At 35.4% G+C, this 14,267-nt stretch carries 23 protein-coding genes and 1 pseudogene; 23 read left to right on the top strand and 1 reads right to left on the bottom strand.

Annotated features, from left to right (window positions below):
- The first annotated feature begins 59 nt into the window (after positions 1–59).
- Positions 60–227: a DUF3954 domain-containing protein gene (locus tag I6L50_RS01330; RefSeq protein WP_098424766.1), complete on the top strand. Its 168-nt coding sequence runs from the start codon at positions 60–62 to the stop codon at positions 225–227.
- A gap of 32 nt (positions 228–259) precedes the next feature.
- Positions 260–529, top strand: coding sequence for a hypothetical protein (locus I6L50_RS01325; protein ID WP_219300141.1), 270 nt, complete (start codon positions 260–262; stop codon positions 527–529).
- Here I6L50_RS01325 and I6L50_RS01320 read toward each other — a convergent pair.
- Positions 516–815 (bottom strand): hypothetical protein, encoded by a 300-nt coding sequence (locus I6L50_RS01320; protein WP_219300138.1) that lies wholly within the window; start codon positions 813–815, stop codon positions 516–518. The genes I6L50_RS01325 and I6L50_RS01320 overlap by 14 nt on opposite strands.
- Positions 816–917: 102 nt before the next feature.
- On the opposite strand from I6L50_RS01320, the gene I6L50_RS01315 reads away from it, so the two are divergent.
- The 21 genes and pseudogenes from I6L50_RS01315 (at position 918) to I6L50_RS01215 (ending at position 14,260) form a co-directional block, all read left to right on the top strand.
- Positions 918–1,280: a beta-sandwich lipoprotein gene (locus I6L50_RS01315; RefSeq protein ID WP_098938800.1), complete on the top strand. Its 363-nt coding sequence runs from the start codon at positions 918–920 to the stop codon at positions 1,278–1,280.
- 241 nt (positions 1,281–1,521) lie between these two features.
- Positions 1,522–1,671, top strand: a pseudogene (locus I6L50_RS01310) (DUF8088 domain-containing protein); the annotation flags it as partial.
- Between the two features lie 41 nt (positions 1,672–1,712).
- Positions 1,713–1,922 carry a hypothetical protein gene (locus I6L50_RS01305; protein ID WP_219300134.1) on the top strand — a complete coding sequence of 70 codons (210 nt, stop codon included), beginning with the start codon at positions 1,713–1,715 and terminating at the stop codon, positions 1,920–1,922.
- Between the two features lie 1,802 nt (positions 1,923–3,724).
- Positions 3,725–4,006 carry a hypothetical protein gene (locus I6L50_RS01300; protein ID WP_215591031.1) on the top strand — a complete coding sequence of 94 codons (282 nt, stop codon included), beginning with the start codon at positions 3,725–3,727 and terminating at the stop codon, positions 4,004–4,006.
- A 121-nt stretch (positions 4,007–4,127) separates the two neighbouring features.
- A complete protein-coding gene (locus tag I6L50_RS01295) occupies positions 4,128–4,307 on the top strand; it encodes a hypothetical protein (protein WP_219301312.1) in 180 nt (59 codons plus the stop codon).
- 27 nt (positions 4,308–4,334) lie between these two features.
- A complete protein-coding gene (locus I6L50_RS01290) occupies positions 4,335–4,820 on the top strand; it encodes an ArpU family phage packaging/lysis transcriptional regulator (protein ID WP_219300132.1) in 486 nt (161 codons plus the stop codon).
- Positions 4,817–5,359 (top strand): site-specific integrase, encoded by a 543-nt coding sequence (locus I6L50_RS01285; protein ID WP_219300130.1) that lies wholly within the window; start codon positions 4,817–4,819, stop codon positions 5,357–5,359. The genes I6L50_RS01290 and I6L50_RS01285 overlap by 4 nt, the downstream gene beginning before the upstream one ends.
- A gap of 209 nt (positions 5,360–5,568) precedes the next feature.
- Positions 5,569–5,811, top strand: a complete 243-nt coding sequence (locus I6L50_RS01280; RefSeq protein WP_257475346.1) for a hypothetical protein — start codon at positions 5,569–5,571, stop codon at positions 5,809–5,811.
- A 401-nt stretch (positions 5,812–6,212) separates the two neighbouring features.
- A complete protein-coding gene (locus tag I6L50_RS01275) occupies positions 6,213–6,500 on the top strand; it encodes a hypothetical protein (protein ID WP_219300125.1) in 288 nt (95 codons plus the stop codon).
- Between the two features lie 35 nt (positions 6,501–6,535).
- Complete coding sequence (locus tag I6L50_RS01270; RefSeq protein ID WP_219300123.1) at positions 6,536–6,766, top strand: hypothetical protein; 231 nt, start codon at positions 6,536–6,538, stop codon at positions 6,764–6,766.
- An 82-nt stretch (positions 6,767–6,848) separates the two neighbouring features.
- Positions 6,849–7,214 (top strand): hypothetical protein, encoded by a 366-nt coding sequence (locus I6L50_RS01265; protein WP_219300121.1) that lies wholly within the window; start codon positions 6,849–6,851, stop codon positions 7,212–7,214.
- Positions 7,201–7,413, top strand: a complete 213-nt coding sequence (locus I6L50_RS01260; RefSeq protein ID WP_219300119.1) for a hypothetical protein — start codon at positions 7,201–7,203, stop codon at positions 7,411–7,413. Before I6L50_RS01265 ends, I6L50_RS01260 begins: the two co-directional genes overlap by 14 nt.
- A 128-nt stretch (positions 7,414–7,541) precedes the next feature.
- On the top strand, positions 7,542–7,760 hold the full coding sequence (locus tag I6L50_RS01255) for a hypothetical protein (RefSeq protein ID WP_219300117.1): 219 nt from the start codon (positions 7,542–7,544) through the stop codon (positions 7,758–7,760).
- A 6-nt stretch (positions 7,761–7,766) separates the two neighbouring features.
- Positions 7,767–8,021: an Mrp/NBP35 family ATP-binding protein gene (locus I6L50_RS01250; protein ID WP_219300115.1), complete on the top strand. Its 255-nt coding sequence runs from the start codon at positions 7,767–7,769 to the stop codon at positions 8,019–8,021.
- Between the two features lie 15 nt (positions 8,022–8,036).
- Entirely contained in the window at positions 8,037–8,222 is a 186-nt protein-coding gene (locus I6L50_RS01245; RefSeq protein ID WP_219300113.1) for a hypothetical protein, read from the top strand.
- Positions 8,212–8,589, top strand: a complete 378-nt coding sequence (locus I6L50_RS01240; protein WP_219300111.1) for an HNH endonuclease — start codon at positions 8,212–8,214, stop codon at positions 8,587–8,589. The genes I6L50_RS01245 and I6L50_RS01240 overlap by 11 nt, the downstream gene beginning before the upstream one ends.
- 128 nt (positions 8,590–8,717) lie before the next feature.
- Complete coding sequence (locus I6L50_RS01235; RefSeq protein WP_219300109.1) at positions 8,718–9,221, top strand: phage terminase small subunit P27 family; 504 nt, start codon at positions 8,718–8,720, stop codon at positions 9,219–9,221.
- Between the two features lies 1 nt (position 9,222).
- Entirely contained in the window at positions 9,223–10,917 is a 1,695-nt protein-coding gene (locus tag I6L50_RS01230; protein WP_219300107.1) for a terminase large subunit, read from the top strand.
- Positions 10,918–11,104: 187 nt separating this feature from the next.
- Positions 11,105–12,355, top strand: a complete 1,251-nt coding sequence (locus I6L50_RS01225) for a phage portal protein (protein ID WP_219300105.1) — start codon at positions 11,105–11,107, stop codon at positions 12,353–12,355.
- Positions 12,348–13,049: a head maturation protease, ClpP-related gene (locus tag I6L50_RS01220; RefSeq protein ID WP_374108346.1), complete on the top strand. Its 702-nt coding sequence runs from the start codon at positions 12,348–12,350 to the stop codon at positions 13,047–13,049. Before I6L50_RS01225 ends, I6L50_RS01220 begins: the two co-directional genes overlap by 8 nt.
- A gap of 38 nt (positions 13,050–13,087) precedes the next feature.
- Positions 13,088–14,260, top strand: coding sequence for a phage major capsid protein (locus I6L50_RS01215; RefSeq protein ID WP_219300101.1), 1,173 nt, complete (start codon positions 13,088–13,090; stop codon positions 14,258–14,260).
- Positions 14,261–14,267: the final 7 nt, after the last annotated feature.

The following is a 14,267-nucleotide window of genomic DNA, read 5'->3' as shown; positions in this document are numbered from 1 at the left end:
CAAGAGAGCTCTTGTATTGCGTGTAATAGACAAACATATGCAAAGGAGAAAGGACATAAATGAAAAGTGAAATAGACATGAAAACAAATGGCATCTACATTGTGGAAGATGGGAAAATCATTTTTTTAAAACCGCCAGAAAGCAGATATGGACAACAAGTTGTCCATTGGGTAGATGGAAAAGTGTCTCATACACAAACAACATCTACCGTTAAGTTTAAGCGATAAAATATAGATTTTTAAATAAAGGATGATGAGAAATGGAAAAAACGAAAATGATTGAAGTATTTCGAGCAAAAACATTAGATGGCCAAGTTCCACAAATGAACGATTACTATAGAAACGTGTATTCCAATGTTCAATATAAAACTGAGCTTGAAGGATCTGTATCTGTACTTGTACCAGAACATGAGGTACAGGCAAGAAATGAATTTAATAATAAATGCATTGATTTATTAAAAGGATTAGAAAAAGAAAATAGCGTACTAGCTCATAAGCTAGCACGCTGGCACAATATTAGACTACGCTGATAGATTTAACAGCTGATGTAAGGTATAAAGTTGCATCACTGTCATCACCAATTGAAAACATATCATGAGAAAGAAGGAATCCGCCAATTCCTAATCTTTCGTCTGAGGTAGAAATCGCAGAGCCTTCTTTTTCGAAATCACCTTGCAAATTACCTATGTACATTTGCTGAAGATAAAATAATCGTTCATTGGGTTTATCAGTACGTGGAGCATTATTGATTCCAATTAAGATAGTATCTTTATGGATTTCAATTTTTTCACCATCAAGCATATTGATAATTATCATATATTCCACCTCCTTCCAATAATAGATTTTACAGCAACATTGGAGGTGGAGCATTAAGAAAACAATTAAATTTGAATTTTATTAAGAAATGGGGAGCAGAAAATGAAAAAGAAAATAATTGCAGGTTTAATGTCTATTATGGCAATAACGGGTTTAGCAGGTTGTAGTACAGAAGCAGATACAGTTTCACAAAATTTATCTAAATCAGCTGATTCGTTTGAGGTTCAACGAAGAGTAGTGTTCTTCAATGGTATAACTGATAAATATCTTTTAAGCATTGAGGGATTATGTGCTTTAGACGCTGGTGATGGTAAATATAAGAAACATTACCTTGGATTAAGTGATAATGTAAGTTACTTCATAGAACAAACAGATGCTAAGTACGAAGATGCATACCATTACAAAGTACTGTTTAGACCGGAAGAAATTATTCCAGATATTAAGTTGCAGACAAGTAATAAATAAACTACTTTTATAAGTTTGTATGATGAAGTTTTGAAGAGTAAAACTAAACAAAAGCGTTATTTTGCACAAAAAATTTTACGATTATACGCAAAAACGGCAGGCAACCGATTAAGTTACCTGCTACGTTATTGCACGGCACACGGAGGAGAATTCTCCGATTTGAAAGAGTGCAGCCGTTGGATGTCGGCTTGCAGATAGTATGTGTAATGTAAAAAAGATTATTCGTAAAGGGGAATGAAAAATGAATACAATTACTATTAAATTTGGACAAGGTACAGCAGCTTGGAAGGATATGCAAGAAGTGGTTAAGATTCTGCACGATAAAGGTTATAGTGCTCAGCCTTATAAAGAAATCGGAACGGTGGAATTAGCTAAGGAAATTAAAGAAGAAAACTAAACAAAATAGTTATTTTGGAGAAAGGGGAATATGAGATGAAAAAGCTAAATGATCTTGAGTTTATACAAAAAGGAATGGTGTTAGTGGATGTCGAGGGGCGAGAAGCCATGATTACAGGTATTAGGGAAATCGAGGGTTTTGGCACATGGGTGGAATTCAACGGAGATAAACTTCAAGAGGTTATGTTCGATTGGAATCGTGTGCGTGATGATGTATTGGTGAAGGATGGAACTTATACAAATTAAACAAAATCCTTATTTAAAAACAAGAGTCCCTAGAGTTAGGGCTCTAGGGATTCTTGTTTTGGTATATTTCACACGGTTTTATAAAAAGGATTGAACATACTGAAGATAACATACGAATGTTTCATAAATGTATCGGAAAATTGAACAAAATTGCTATTGCAGAAGAAGCAGAAATGAAGTTTCTAATACGTAAGTGCGTGAAAGGTATTATTTCCAGTGGATAAAATACGCGTGGGGCACCTAATTATTATTTTATCGGAGGAAAAGAATATGTTATGAACTTGGTTGAATGAAAAAATGAAAATTTTACTTTAAGCGAAGTTAATGAAATATATTTTGTGGGTTATATCAATGAGTGTTATCTCGATGGACACTTTAACTTTATAAAAGTCCTAGAAGAAAAACACAACTATGAGGAATAGTAAGCTATAAAAGTGAACAAAATCTTTATTTGGAAATGAATAAAGAACATACAAAATGTATGCTCTTTTAATGAGATGACAGCCCACAATGCCCAATTTGTAAGCTTAGTACATGTGTACTTACATTAATATATACATTTTCCCGTGAAGGGTGAAAAAGAAATGTTGAACAAAATCGTTATTTGAGAACAAAGGAAAAGAGCACACATATATGCATGCTCTTTGAACGGTAGGGTTTTATGAGTGGAGAATCTCTCCATACAATAACATATGCTTGTCTAGTTTAAATGTGAAAGTTTTTTAATAAATACGCTATTTTAGTAGGAAAGTTTAAAAGGACCCGCACTTGGGGGGGCGGGTCCTTTTAATAAAGCTAAGCATATAGAGACTAACTACATATTACCAAAAATGGAGTCTGTTTTCTATGTGTTGGTGTTGAGAAAGGTTTTAATAAATATTTCATTTTGTAGAAAATCTTCACAAAAAAAGAGCACTAAGAATGAGTGCTCTTCGAAAGAGATGCTTTTATGAGAAGCTTTACCGTACTATAATGTATGTGGATTTTTAAGGGGAATCGCTGGGTTACTGTGGAGTTTGAAAATTAAAACGAGCACCGTATACAAGTACTCGTTCATGAAGTGTTTAAGCATTCATTATTGTTATGTTTGTGAGTCATGAACAATTGAATGATGCGAAAAGTAAGGTTCAAAATAGTTTATTCACCTGCTAATAAATAGGTGCCTGTACTACAAAAAAACGGCTAGCGAAAGCTAACTGCTCTTCAAAAGAAGTGAAGAAATACAAGGGAGGAAGGTTTTATGAATTCTGGTTTATCGCTCATGTATAGTATGTGTTATATATTAAGGGATATTCAGATGTGTAAAAATATAAAAGAGCACCTTCGAACAGTGCTCTTTCTTGGAGTGTAAAATGCATGGAACTTCATAAAGGTTTTTTGGGAATAAAAGGAATGAGCTCACATCTGAAAAGAAGTGGCTATACAATAACATATGAAAATGTCGTAATAGGAGTGACAATGAAATTTAAAATAAAAAACAGCTAGCGAAAGCTAACTGCTCAGTGGTGCAAATGGATTAGGAGAAATTCATTCATAGAATTTAGAAGCATAACTATATTTAAGGTTCAAATATAGTATAAATCAAAATGAGAATTTTATACGTGGGTTTAGAAACAGAGAGCGAATTAAATGAGGTAATCAATAAGATTAATGAAGCATTTAAAACGTAATGAAATAATTTTGTTGAGTGGTATTTAAATGTTTTGTGTAAATTTATAGCGAAAAATATTTTATCAAAATTGGTAGGATGCGCAAAATTACTGTCGAATTGGTATATGAATTAAAAGGAGGGAGTACAGTATATGTTATATCATTTAATAAAATTAGGGGAAGCATTAGAATCTGAGGTAAAGCAATCCAAAGGTCGATTATATTTTGATTCAGTTAATTTTGGAGTTTGGGTATCAAAAAGCATTTTGTATATAGAAAAGTATCATAAAGATACTTTTGTAGTAACTCAAATGAAGCAAAGTTATAAAGAAATAGACTATACAAATAATTATACATTTTACAAATTGATGTTAAGTACATTGAAAGTAATACAAGAAAAGATGAATGAAGAAATGGAGGAAGTTAAAGCATAAGATATGGTTTGAATAGAGGAATGGAATAAAGTCCGGCTAGAAAACTAGAGGACACCAATTTTTAGAGCAGCAATTAAGCTGTTTTAATAAATGGTGTCCTCTTTCTTATTTTGTAAGGGAGATGGGGAAAATAAAGGCGCTAAAAGATCAGCTACGTGAATGGAAAAAACTATCTAAGCAAGCAAAAAAGAGACATAAGAAAAAGCGAGAAGAAAAGCTAACAACTCGTGAAATTGAAGATTTAATGGGAATTCGTGGACCACGTTATGAGCGTAGACGTGGAGCATGGAGACAAAAGTAATTTGAAAATAAAAAGGAGTGGCCTGACATGACGAAACAATTATCTTTTTTACCCAAAATAGACCGAGCAACAACACAAGAGAAAGTAGAGGGTATTCTAGAAAGTGTACGTATATATAAGCAATTTGGAATGATGCGTAAGGAAATGAAAGTCACTCCTTATTATGAAATGAGAGAGCATGGACCTACATATGCAGTGGGAAAACCTTTAGAAGATATAGCAATCTCTAATCTTCAACAAAGTGAACGTGAGGAATGGCTTGAAAAGATGGCGTTTCGCATTGATCAAGCTTTAGGTCGATTTGGTAATGGAATTGCAGGTAATAGTCAAAGGGATATTATTATTAAACGTTATTTAGAAGATGAAGATATATGTGACTATATGGTTTATAACGAGATGGGAATGAGTGAACGTACGTATCGACGTGTGAAAGCTAGAGCATTCTATAAGCTTGCTTTTGCTCTTAGATTAGAAGTTTATGAGACTGAAGAAACTGGAGGCAGTGAATCATGAATTTTGTCCAGCCAATACGTGATCCAGAGCAAATACAACAAATCAAAGAATATTTAAAAGAAAAGAATGCACGTAATTATATTTTGTTTGTAATGGGAATCAATACAGGGTTACGCATAAGTGACATTCTAAAACTGAAGGTAGGAGATGTACAAGGAAGTCACATCTCAATGCGTGAAATGAAGACAGGGAAGCAAAAACGTATTCAAATCACATCAGCTTTAAAAAGAGAGTTGAAATGGTTCAGTGAAGGAAGAGAAGTTGAAGAATATGTATTGAAGAGTAGGAAAGGAAAAAATCGTCCGATTGGTCGTAGTATGGCATATAAAATATTAAAAAGTACAGCGGCAGAGTTTGGATTGGATGAAATCGGTACACATACACTGAGAAAGACCTATGGGTATCATATGTACATGCAAACGAAAAACATAGCATTACTCATGGAGATATTCAATCATTCGTCAGAGAAGGTCACGTTACGCTATATAGGTGTAAACCAAGATGCAATGGATAAAGCAATGAGCAGATTTAAAATCTAATCATTGCTTTATCTTTTTATATTTCTACTAATTACCCATAAATTTCGTACTGTGTAATTGAGAAAAGAAAGTCTTATAAAAACAGTGATAACACGGGATGTAGCGTTTTGGTGAATGACACACAATTAAACATATGGGTAATTGGAAGGTATAAAATGTTCACATGACGTATAAAAGTTATATAGAATGAATGAGAGGTGGAACAGATGATGTGTGAAAAGTTGTTACAAGCATTGGTTCAATACCAATTGCAGCAAGGAGAAAAGCCAAACACATTAAGGTTAAACCAAGATTACTATAAAACAGTATTAGAGCAATTAGCTTATCCTGATTGGTTAATTGAAAAGAAAATAAAGAATTTGGATCAGTCGTTTCTCGGGGTTCAGGTGGAACTGACAAGTGAAGTGGAAACGTTTGAAATGAGGAGAATAAAAAACGTGGCAGAGTTGTGACCGCTTTTTGGCAGGAAATATGCCGGTTGTTTTGGAATTTTCGTGTTATATTTGTATTGTGAGAAGTGGCGGAAAACACAACTCACTATGTTGTTTCTAAAATCCTAAACGGTTCGTAATGACGGCACATAAAATCCGAAACCAGCAGATGGTACTGATTGAATGATACCGTTGATAAAAGGGAGAGCATCCATTGAGATGCTCTTTTTTGTATTAAGAAGCAAACCAAGCAACCATAAGTATGAGAAGAACAAAAATAAATAACAAACAGTGTGCAAATTTCATAAAGCACTCCCTTTAGAAATGGTATGTGTTAAAAGTGCAAGTAATCTAATATAAATAGTAAAAATAGGTATACAGTATCAGGTCAGTCATTTTATGAGGTAAGGGTGGTAATTAGGATGAGTGGCTATTCTAAAATTATTTTATCCAATGGAAATGAATATATTGTGCCAATTCAGCCGAGTGTTTTGATTGAGAAGGAACTTATAAATAAGGATGGGGAAATTTACAATAAGTTTATTCTTGTTCCGCAAATAGATGCAGAAACGGGGAATAAGATGCATGTTACTTTAAATCCTCAGCACATAGTAACAATTGAAGAAGTTAATATAAAAATACAACCAAATGTCCCTTCCGTATTTAGAATGGAAACAAGTAATGAAAGATTAAAGAGAAAGCATCCATAACGGATGCTTTTCGTATTTTAAGGAGGATAAATGAAATGGCTAAAAAACGAGTGTTAACTGTGGAAGTACTACATGAGATTCTTAAGAAGAACAATAAGGAACTATATGAAGCCGTGGTAAAAAGAGAAGAGGCAATCAAGAATGGATGCAACAATACGATAAAAGAAGTTGAGTACAAGCTAGGTGTGGAGAGTGGAGAAGCGTTATTGTTATTGAACTTAATCTATTATTTAGAAGGAAAGATTTGGTTAGAACGAATTATATAAAACGAACATTGATATATCTGATTTATCGCAAAGAGGAGATAAGCGTAAACATGTTGTTTTTTAATTTTGAGGAGGATAAAAGATGGATAATCAATATTTTGAAATTAAAATTAATGAATTGGAAAAAAACGTTAGTGATTTACAAAGAAATAAAGATGGTCTGAAACAAGCATTACTTGATGTTTCAACGAATGTAGAAGCATTAAATAGAAAGGTCAATATGTTAGAAGAAACGTTAGCAACGAAAGCAGATATAACTCATGTTCAACTAATAAATAAACAATCTGAAATAATTAAGAAGATTAACGATAGTAAATCGGTAGGGATGGATTGTAAAGTTGGGGTTTCATTAGATGGAAGAGTTGTAGCGGAAACTATTGTCGAACGTACAGCTGATTCAATCCAAGGTCGCGTAGTTAAAGGGAGTGAGATAAATGAAACTAAATAAACAAGAACAATCAGTTCTGATTGGCACATTCATTTCTATATTGGGCGAGCAAGTAGTGAATGCACATATCGAACCTAACAAGTTAGAACAAGCAAGTTTAATCCATAACGAGCTACATGATAACACAACACCAAAGCAAAGAAGAGAAGCGATGGTTAGTCTGCTCGATAAAACAATGGATGAATTTCTGAAGGTTTAGACATAAAAAACGGACGAAACTTGTTGGCTTTCAAGTCTCATCCGATGGCAATGTACTTTCATTATAACAACTTGTATTTATTTGTAAATAGATAATCGGAATATTCTTTCGAAGGGAGTGAAAGTAGAATGCTATGGTTATTAGCTTATCTTATTGTAGGTATGGTGTATGTATCCGTTCATATGCGACCTATTTTGCATAAGACGCTGAAAGAAGAGGAGGGCGATGAGGAAGGAGAAGCAATTGCAGTCACGCTTATTATAATTTGCTTGTTTACTCCATTATGGCCTGTGTTCCTGACGTTCAGAGTTATAAAGTTATTCTCTAAAAAAACAGGTAAGGAGTGAGGATAGATGGAAGTCTACTGTTCTAACTGCAATAAAGAATACGACATGCAACCACAAGTGGCACAACTTCCTAATCGTATTGAGAAATGTTACTTTATATGCCCTCATTGTGGCCATGAACATGTTGCTGCATATGTGAATGATAAGATTCGTAAGCATCAAACTGATATAGCGAAGTGTCATGAACGGATTAATAAAAAGAATCTTGCTATTGAGGATGAAATGAAACGGGTAAGGAAGAGGATGGGAGTAACTAAGTAAAGGAGTGCGACGGTAATGTATAAGAAACGTATTGAAGATAAAGAAGAATTGTTACGTGTTATGGGTGCGTTAGATGAACTTGGGAAGGATTATACGATAATTAAAACCACTAAACATGTTCCTTTACCACCAGTCACTTATCCAAAACGAACTTGGGTTATTGAAGAGTTGAATAAGGATAGCGATTCCGATGCCAAGTAAACCATTCAAACCTTGTAAGTCGTTAGGTTGCAACGAACTAACAAGGGATAAGTATTGCGCTAAACATTTAGAAAATGAAAAAGAAACCGTAAGATATTACGACAAACATATCCGAAACAAAAGCTCACGTTCCTTCTACAACTCACGACTGTGGAAGGATATGCGTGGGCTTGTTTATCGTAGAGATCATGGTCTATGTGTTCAATGTAGAAGCAAGGGCATCATTAAGATAGGTGATGTAGTCGATCACATCATTCCTATTCGTGTGGACTGGTTAAAACGATTAGAACCAACTAATTTACAAACACTTTGCCATGCTTGTCACAATAAGAAAACAAAAGAAGACGAGAAGAAAAACAGAAAATGATGCGAAAGAAAAGGTTCATAAACACCCCCCACCTTGAAAAAGCAAAAGGCGACTTCCTGGAGACCGCCGCTTAGCTTTCTGTGCAAAAATTTCGTTTTATTCCATAAAAGGGGGTTCGGCTGAAGGAGGTGGTTCTCATTGGAAGAAAAGCGAAACCGATTCATCTACATTTATTAGAAGGAAATACAAGTCGACTAACAAAAGAAGAAATCAATCAAAGGTTAGCGGCTGAAAAAAAGTTACAAGCAAAAAAGGATAAAGTAAAACCACCCACATGGTTAGATTCAGTTGCTAAGAGAGAGTTCAAACGGATTGCAGGTGAATTATTAGAGTTGGATGTCATTACAAACATAGATGTAAATGCACTAGCAACTTATTGTGATGCTTTTTCTGACTATGTTGAATGCACCAAGATTATTCGAGAAGAAGGACTACTTGTTGAGTATACCAATAAAGCGGCTGAAACCAATAAAGTGCCACATCCATTACTTACAAAGAAGAAGCAATTACATGAGCAAATGAAGGCTTTGGCTGTTGAGTTTGGTCTTACACCAAGTGCAAGAGCAAAAATTGTAATTCCAAATATAAAACAAGGTCCGAAAACTAACGTAGAAAAGGAGTTTGACATATAACATGATTAGACAATGGATGTTGGACTATTGTGATGATGTACGAAGTGGTGAGGTCATTGCCTGTCAGAAACATAAACAAGCTTGCAAACGATTTTTAAGAGATATTGAGCGTGAAGGTTCTGAAGACTTCCCTTATGTTTTCAATGAAGAAAAGACACTTCGTTTTTTAAAATGGATGTCTTTATTTAAACATACAAAAGGGAAACTGGCTGGACAAAGAATTGAACCGCATTCTATACAAATCTTTGTTTTTAGTAATATTTATGGATGGGTTCACCGAAATACAGGCTTAAGAAGATTCAAAAAAGCGTATTGGCAAGTAGGACGTAAAAATGCAAAGTCACAATCTTTAGCGTGCGTGGGCTCATATGAAGCAATGGCCCTTGGTGAGAATATGTCTGAAGTATATGTTGGTGCCACAAAAACAGAGCAAAGTAAAATTGTTTGGAATGAGATTAAGGCCCAAATGAATGGGTGTGACGATCTAAAAGATAAATTTAATATTGCTTATGGGAAAATTGAACACTTAAAGACAAATTCTTTTATTTCCGCACTTTCAAAAGATGCTGGTAAATCTGGTGATGGATTGAATGTTCAGTGCGGTATTATCGATGAATACCATGCACATCCTACTTCTGAAATATATGATGTTCTTGTATCTGGTTCGGGAGCTCGTCCTAATCCATTAATGATGATTATTACGACAGCAGGATTTAATTTGAGTAACCCTTGCTATCGTGTGGAATATCAATATGTTTCTAAAATTCTAGATCCAAATATTGATATTGAAAATGAAGAATACTTTGTAATGGTCAATGAATTAGATAAAGATGATGAAATTACAAACCCAAATGTATGGGAGAAGGCAAATCCTATTTTATGTAGTTATGAAGAAGGGTGCTCTTTTTTAAAAGGAGAGTTACAATCAGCATTAGATGTGCCAGAGAAAATGCGGAATTTCCTTACTAAAAATATGAATCGATGGGTTGATATGAAGGAAAATGGCTACATGGATATGAAAAAGTGGAAAGATTGTGATGGAACTGTTGAATTATCTGAATTAAAAGGTTTGGAATGTACAGTAGGAGTCGACTTATCAGCCAAAATTGACTTAACGAGCATTTCATTTGAGTTCAAGAAGGATGATAAGTATATTGTTTTAAGTCATAGCTTTATGCCGGAAGATACGTTAGCTGAAAAGAGACAAACGGATAAAGTTCCTTATGATCTGTGGGTGCAACAAAAATGGATTACGACAACACCTGGTGCGGTAGTTGATTATGAATTTATCAAAACACATATTAGAAATATGGAAAAAAATCATAAGTTTAAGATTAAAGAAATATGTGCGGATCCTTGGAATGCAACGCAATTCATGCAAGACATGGAAGCGGAAGGGTATACGATGATAGAAATACGCCAAGGGATGGCAACTCTATCAGGTCCTACAAAAGATTTTAGAGAACAAGTGTATCTAAAGAAAGTCATCCACAATAACAATCCTGTATTAAATTGGGCCACTAGTAACGCTATAACAAAACAGGATGCGAACGAAAACATCATGTTGGACAAGTCAAAGGCAACCGAAAGGATTGATCCAATTGCGGCTGTCATCAACTCACACGTTCGCTGTATGCTGAATTCTGGAGAAATGGATTTAAATGCGTATATTTTAAGTTCAGATTTCTCATTTTAGGAGGCATTTTATGAGATTTTTATACGTTTTTCTTACTATTTTAGAAGATATTTTTATCATTTCGGGGTTGTCCGTGATCATTGGGACGACTTTTTGCATGGCTCCTTTGTATGGATGGTATCTGCTGGGAATCATTCTTATACTGATCGGGGTGGTGATCGCGAGGAAATAGAGGGGAGGTGAAAATATGATATTCCGGAATTTGTTTCGCAATCAGGATACGACCGATCTAAGAAATCCAGCACCTTGGTTTCGGAGTTTATTTAGTTATGAAGCAACGAGCGGAGAACGGGTTACCGTAGAATCTTCGTTAGGTGTACCAACGGTATACCGGTGCGTGAACATTTTAGCGAATAGTGTTGCGATGCTTCCGTTTCAAACGTTTAAAAAGACAGCGAAGGGAAGAGAACGGGATAAGGCGCATCAAGTCTCATTTGTGCTGGAAAGGCGTCCGAATCCGTACCAAAGTCCGTTTAAATTTAAACATTTAATTGAAACGCATCGGAACACGTGGGGCAATGCGTATATCAACATCCACTGGGGAGTGGATGGAAGACCAAAAGAATTGTGGGTGTTGAATCCAGCTGTCACAAACCCCGTTATCGATGTGAAAACAAATCAACTGTGGTATTTCACGAGTTTACCAGATGGGACACCTGTGAAACTAGCAGCTGATGATGTCATTCATCTCACGACATTATCGACTGATGGTCTGAAGGGGAAACCACCGATTCAAGTCGCAAGAGAATCGATTGGAAGCTCACAGGCAGCGCAAAAGTTCAAGGGGAAATTCTATAGGAAAGGTGCGACCCATAGTGGGTTGCTAAAAACAGCGCAACCCCTGAATAAAGAGGCAAAAGACAAGCTTCGTGAGGCATGGGAAGAAGCCAATACAGGTCTGAGTAATGCGCAGCGTATTGCGATATTAGATGCAGGTCTCGAATTTGAAAAAGTGGGTATGCCGTTAAAAGATGCCCAGTTTATTGAAGGAATGAAGTTTGATAAAGGTGAAATCGCAAATATTTTTAACATTCCCTTGCACATGATTAATGAATTAGATCGTGCGACATTCTCCAATATTGAACAACAAGCACTGGATTTTATTCAAAATACACTCAGCCCGATTCTCATTCAGTATGAAGAGGAATTTTCTTATAAAGTCTTTTCTTTTGGTGAACAAAAACGATATTATCTCAAGTTTAACTTAACCAGTCTTTTACGAGCGGACCAGAAATCTAGAGCGGAGTTCTATAACATTATGTTAGACCGTGGTGTGTTCTCGATTAATAAGGTATTAGAACTAGAGGATATGGACGGGATTGGGGAACACGGAGATAAGAATCGCGTGGATTTAAACCATGTATCCATTGAAATTGCAGATGAATATCAGTTAGCGAAAGCGGGAGCGCCTATGGGGGGAGGTGAAGAGGATGCATAATGTGTTTACCGTCAAAAATCAAACAGATTCTTCGGCAGATTTGTATATTTACGGTGATATTATCAATAATACAGCTTGGAAATGGGACGATTCGGATGTGATGCCGGATGATGTGAAAAACATGTTAGGACAACTGGATGATAAAAGTAACCTGAATATCTATGTAAATAGTGGTGGTGGTTCTGTATTTGCTGGTTTAGCTATTTATAATATGCTAAAGCGAAATAAGGCACAAAAAACTGTTTATGTAGATGGAGTCGCAGCTTCTATTGCTTCTGTTATTGCTTTAGCGGGTGACCGTGTTGTGATTCCTTCGAATGCTTTTCTAATGATTCATAAACCGTGGGCATACACGGCAGGGAATGCCAATGATTTTCGAAAGATGGCAGAGGATTTGGATCACATTGAATCTGGCATTTTGAATGTCTACAAAGAAAATCTGAAAGATGGTATTGGAATAGAAGAGATTCAGCAGTTAGTAGATGCGGAGACTTGGTTAAGTGGGGAAGAAGCTGAAAAATACTTCAATATTGAGGTTGTGGAAGCAAAAGACGTTGCAGCATGTACCAGTAATTACTTTGATAAATATCAAAAAACACCAAATAAGATTGTAGCAAAAACGCCTTCTATTCCAAAGAAGAACAATAATGAACAATTAAAAATTCAAAATGCACTAGACCTGTTAGAACTATAGGTCTGTTTTTTTGTGCCAATATGAGGAGGAAATACGGAATGGATAAACGTGAACAAGAATTACGTCAAAAAGTTGCTGACTTAAAAGCGAAAGCGGAAGAATGTAATAACAGCGGTAAATATGAAGAGGCAAAGGTAAAAATTGTGGAAGCGAAAAACGCGAAAAATGAATTAGATAATTATCTTGCGATGAATCAAATCCAAGTTTCAGACCCTGTCAATTCACAAACAGGAGTATTACCTCCAGCATCAGTTCAAAATGAAGATACATCGTATAAAGAAGTATTTATGAAAGCTATACGTGGTCAAAATTTAAGTCATGAAGAAGCAAGCGTTATGCAGGAATACAAAGCATCATTATCTGAAAATAAAGGAGAAGATGGCGGTTACATTGTTCCGGAAGATATCACGACTACAATTAATCAGCTCAAACAAACGGTGGATAGCTTAGAACAATATGTAAATGTACAGGCGGTTTCAACAAATAAAGGTGCGTGTACATTAGAAAAACGTGCAATGTCTACACCATTTGCGCCATTATCAGAATACGGAAAACCAAATGCAATGCAAGAAATTACTTCTCCACAATTTGAGCGTTTACCGTATGCAATTGAAGATTATGCGGGGTTCTTACCTGTTCCCAATGATTTATTAAGCGATACAGATCAAGCTTTAGAAGCTTACTTACGTCAGTGGATTGCGAAGAAATCGATTGCGACTCGAAATTATTTAATTTTACAAGAAGTGAATAAGCTGGCAAAGGTCGATTTAAAAGATTATAACGGCCTTAAAACGACATTAAACGTAACGTTAGATCAAGCTTTTGCATCAGCAGCAAATATCTTTACAAACCAAGATGGGTTGAATTACTTAGATCAGTTGGAAGATAAAAATGGACGCCCACTACTTCAACCAGATCCAACAAACCCAACTCGTAAGCTGTTCGCTGGTAAGCCCGTTATTGTGTTGTCTAATAAAACAATTGCTACAGATAAAGATGGAAAAGCACCTTTCATTGTTGGTGACTTAAAAGAAGCAGTTATTCTTTGGGATAGAAAACAATTATCTATCGATATGACGAAAGAAGGCGGAAATGCTTGGAGAACAAACACGTCTGAATTTCGAGCAATTGAGCGTGAAGACGTTACATTATGGGATGCAGAAGCAGTTGTGTATGGGCAAATTACGGTTACGCCTAAAACAGGTGCTTAATCAGGTA

Origin of the sequence: Bacillus sp. FDAARGOS_1420 (assembly GCF_019344915.1) — a bacterium.
Lineage (GTDB): Bacteria > Bacillota > Bacilli > Bacillales > Bacillaceae_G > Bacillus_A > Bacillus_A mycoides.
The sequence above is the reverse complement of the archived record's forward strand: the minus strand, read 5'-3'. Positions and strand labels throughout refer to the sequence as shown.

Excerpts from the sequence above, each read along its gene's own strand:
- I6L50_RS01330 (WP_098424766.1), top strand. The coding sequence starts at position 60 with ATGAAAAGTGAAATAGACATGAAAACAAATGGCATCTACATTGTGGAA.
- I6L50_RS01325 (WP_219300141.1), top strand. The coding sequence starts at position 260 with ATGGAAAAAACGAAAATGATTGAAGTATTTCGAGCAAAAACATTAGAT.
- I6L50_RS01320 (WP_219300138.1), bottom strand. The coding sequence starts at position 815 with ATGATAATTATCAATATGCTTGATGGTGAAAAAATTGAAATCCATAAA.
- I6L50_RS01315 (WP_098938800.1), top strand. The coding sequence starts at position 918 with ATGAAAAAGAAAATAATTGCAGGTTTAATGTCTATTATGGCAATAACG.
- I6L50_RS01305 (WP_219300134.1), top strand. The coding sequence starts at position 1,713 with ATGAAAAAGCTAAATGATCTTGAGTTTATACAAAAAGGAATGGTGTTA.
- I6L50_RS01300 (WP_215591031.1), top strand. The coding sequence starts at position 3,725 with ATGTTATATCATTTAATAAAATTAGGGGAAGCATTAGAATCTGAGGTA.
- I6L50_RS01295 (WP_219301312.1), top strand. The coding sequence starts at position 4,128 with ATGGGGAAAATAAAGGCGCTAAAAGATCAGCTACGTGAATGGAAAAAA.
- I6L50_RS01290 (WP_219300132.1), top strand. The coding sequence starts at position 4,335 with ATGACGAAACAATTATCTTTTTTACCCAAAATAGACCGAGCAACAACA.
- I6L50_RS01285 (WP_219300130.1), top strand. The coding sequence starts at position 4,817 with ATGAATTTTGTCCAGCCAATACGTGATCCAGAGCAAATACAACAAATC.
- I6L50_RS01280 (WP_257475346.1), top strand. The coding sequence starts at position 5,569 with ATGTGTGAAAAGTTGTTACAAGCATTGGTTCAATACCAATTGCAGCAA.
- I6L50_RS01275 (WP_219300125.1), top strand. The coding sequence starts at position 6,213 with ATGAGTGGCTATTCTAAAATTATTTTATCCAATGGAAATGAATATATT.
- I6L50_RS01270 (WP_219300123.1), top strand. The coding sequence starts at position 6,536 with ATGGCTAAAAAACGAGTGTTAACTGTGGAAGTACTACATGAGATTCTT.
- I6L50_RS01265 (WP_219300121.1), top strand. The coding sequence starts at position 6,849 with ATGGATAATCAATATTTTGAAATTAAAATTAATGAATTGGAAAAAAAC.
- I6L50_RS01260 (WP_219300119.1), top strand. The coding sequence starts at position 7,201 with ATGAAACTAAATAAACAAGAACAATCAGTTCTGATTGGCACATTCATT.
- I6L50_RS01255 (WP_219300117.1), top strand. The coding sequence starts at position 7,542 with ATGCTATGGTTATTAGCTTATCTTATTGTAGGTATGGTGTATGTATCC.
- I6L50_RS01250 (WP_219300115.1), top strand. The coding sequence starts at position 7,767 with ATGGAAGTCTACTGTTCTAACTGCAATAAAGAATACGACATGCAACCA.
- I6L50_RS01245 (WP_219300113.1), top strand. The coding sequence starts at position 8,037 with ATGTATAAGAAACGTATTGAAGATAAAGAAGAATTGTTACGTGTTATG.
- I6L50_RS01240 (WP_219300111.1), top strand. The coding sequence starts at position 8,212 with ATGCCAAGTAAACCATTCAAACCTTGTAAGTCGTTAGGTTGCAACGAA.
- I6L50_RS01230 (WP_219300107.1), top strand. The coding sequence starts at position 9,223 with ATGATTAGACAATGGATGTTGGACTATTGTGATGATGTACGAAGTGGT.
- I6L50_RS01225 (WP_219300105.1), top strand. The coding sequence starts at position 11,105 with ATGATATTCCGGAATTTGTTTCGCAATCAGGATACGACCGATCTAAGA.
- I6L50_RS01220 (WP_374108346.1), top strand. The coding sequence starts at position 12,348 with ATGCATAATGTGTTTACCGTCAAAAATCAAACAGATTCTTCGGCAGAT.
- I6L50_RS01215 (WP_219300101.1), top strand. The coding sequence starts at position 13,088 with ATGGATAAACGTGAACAAGAATTACGTCAAAAAGTTGCTGACTTAAAA.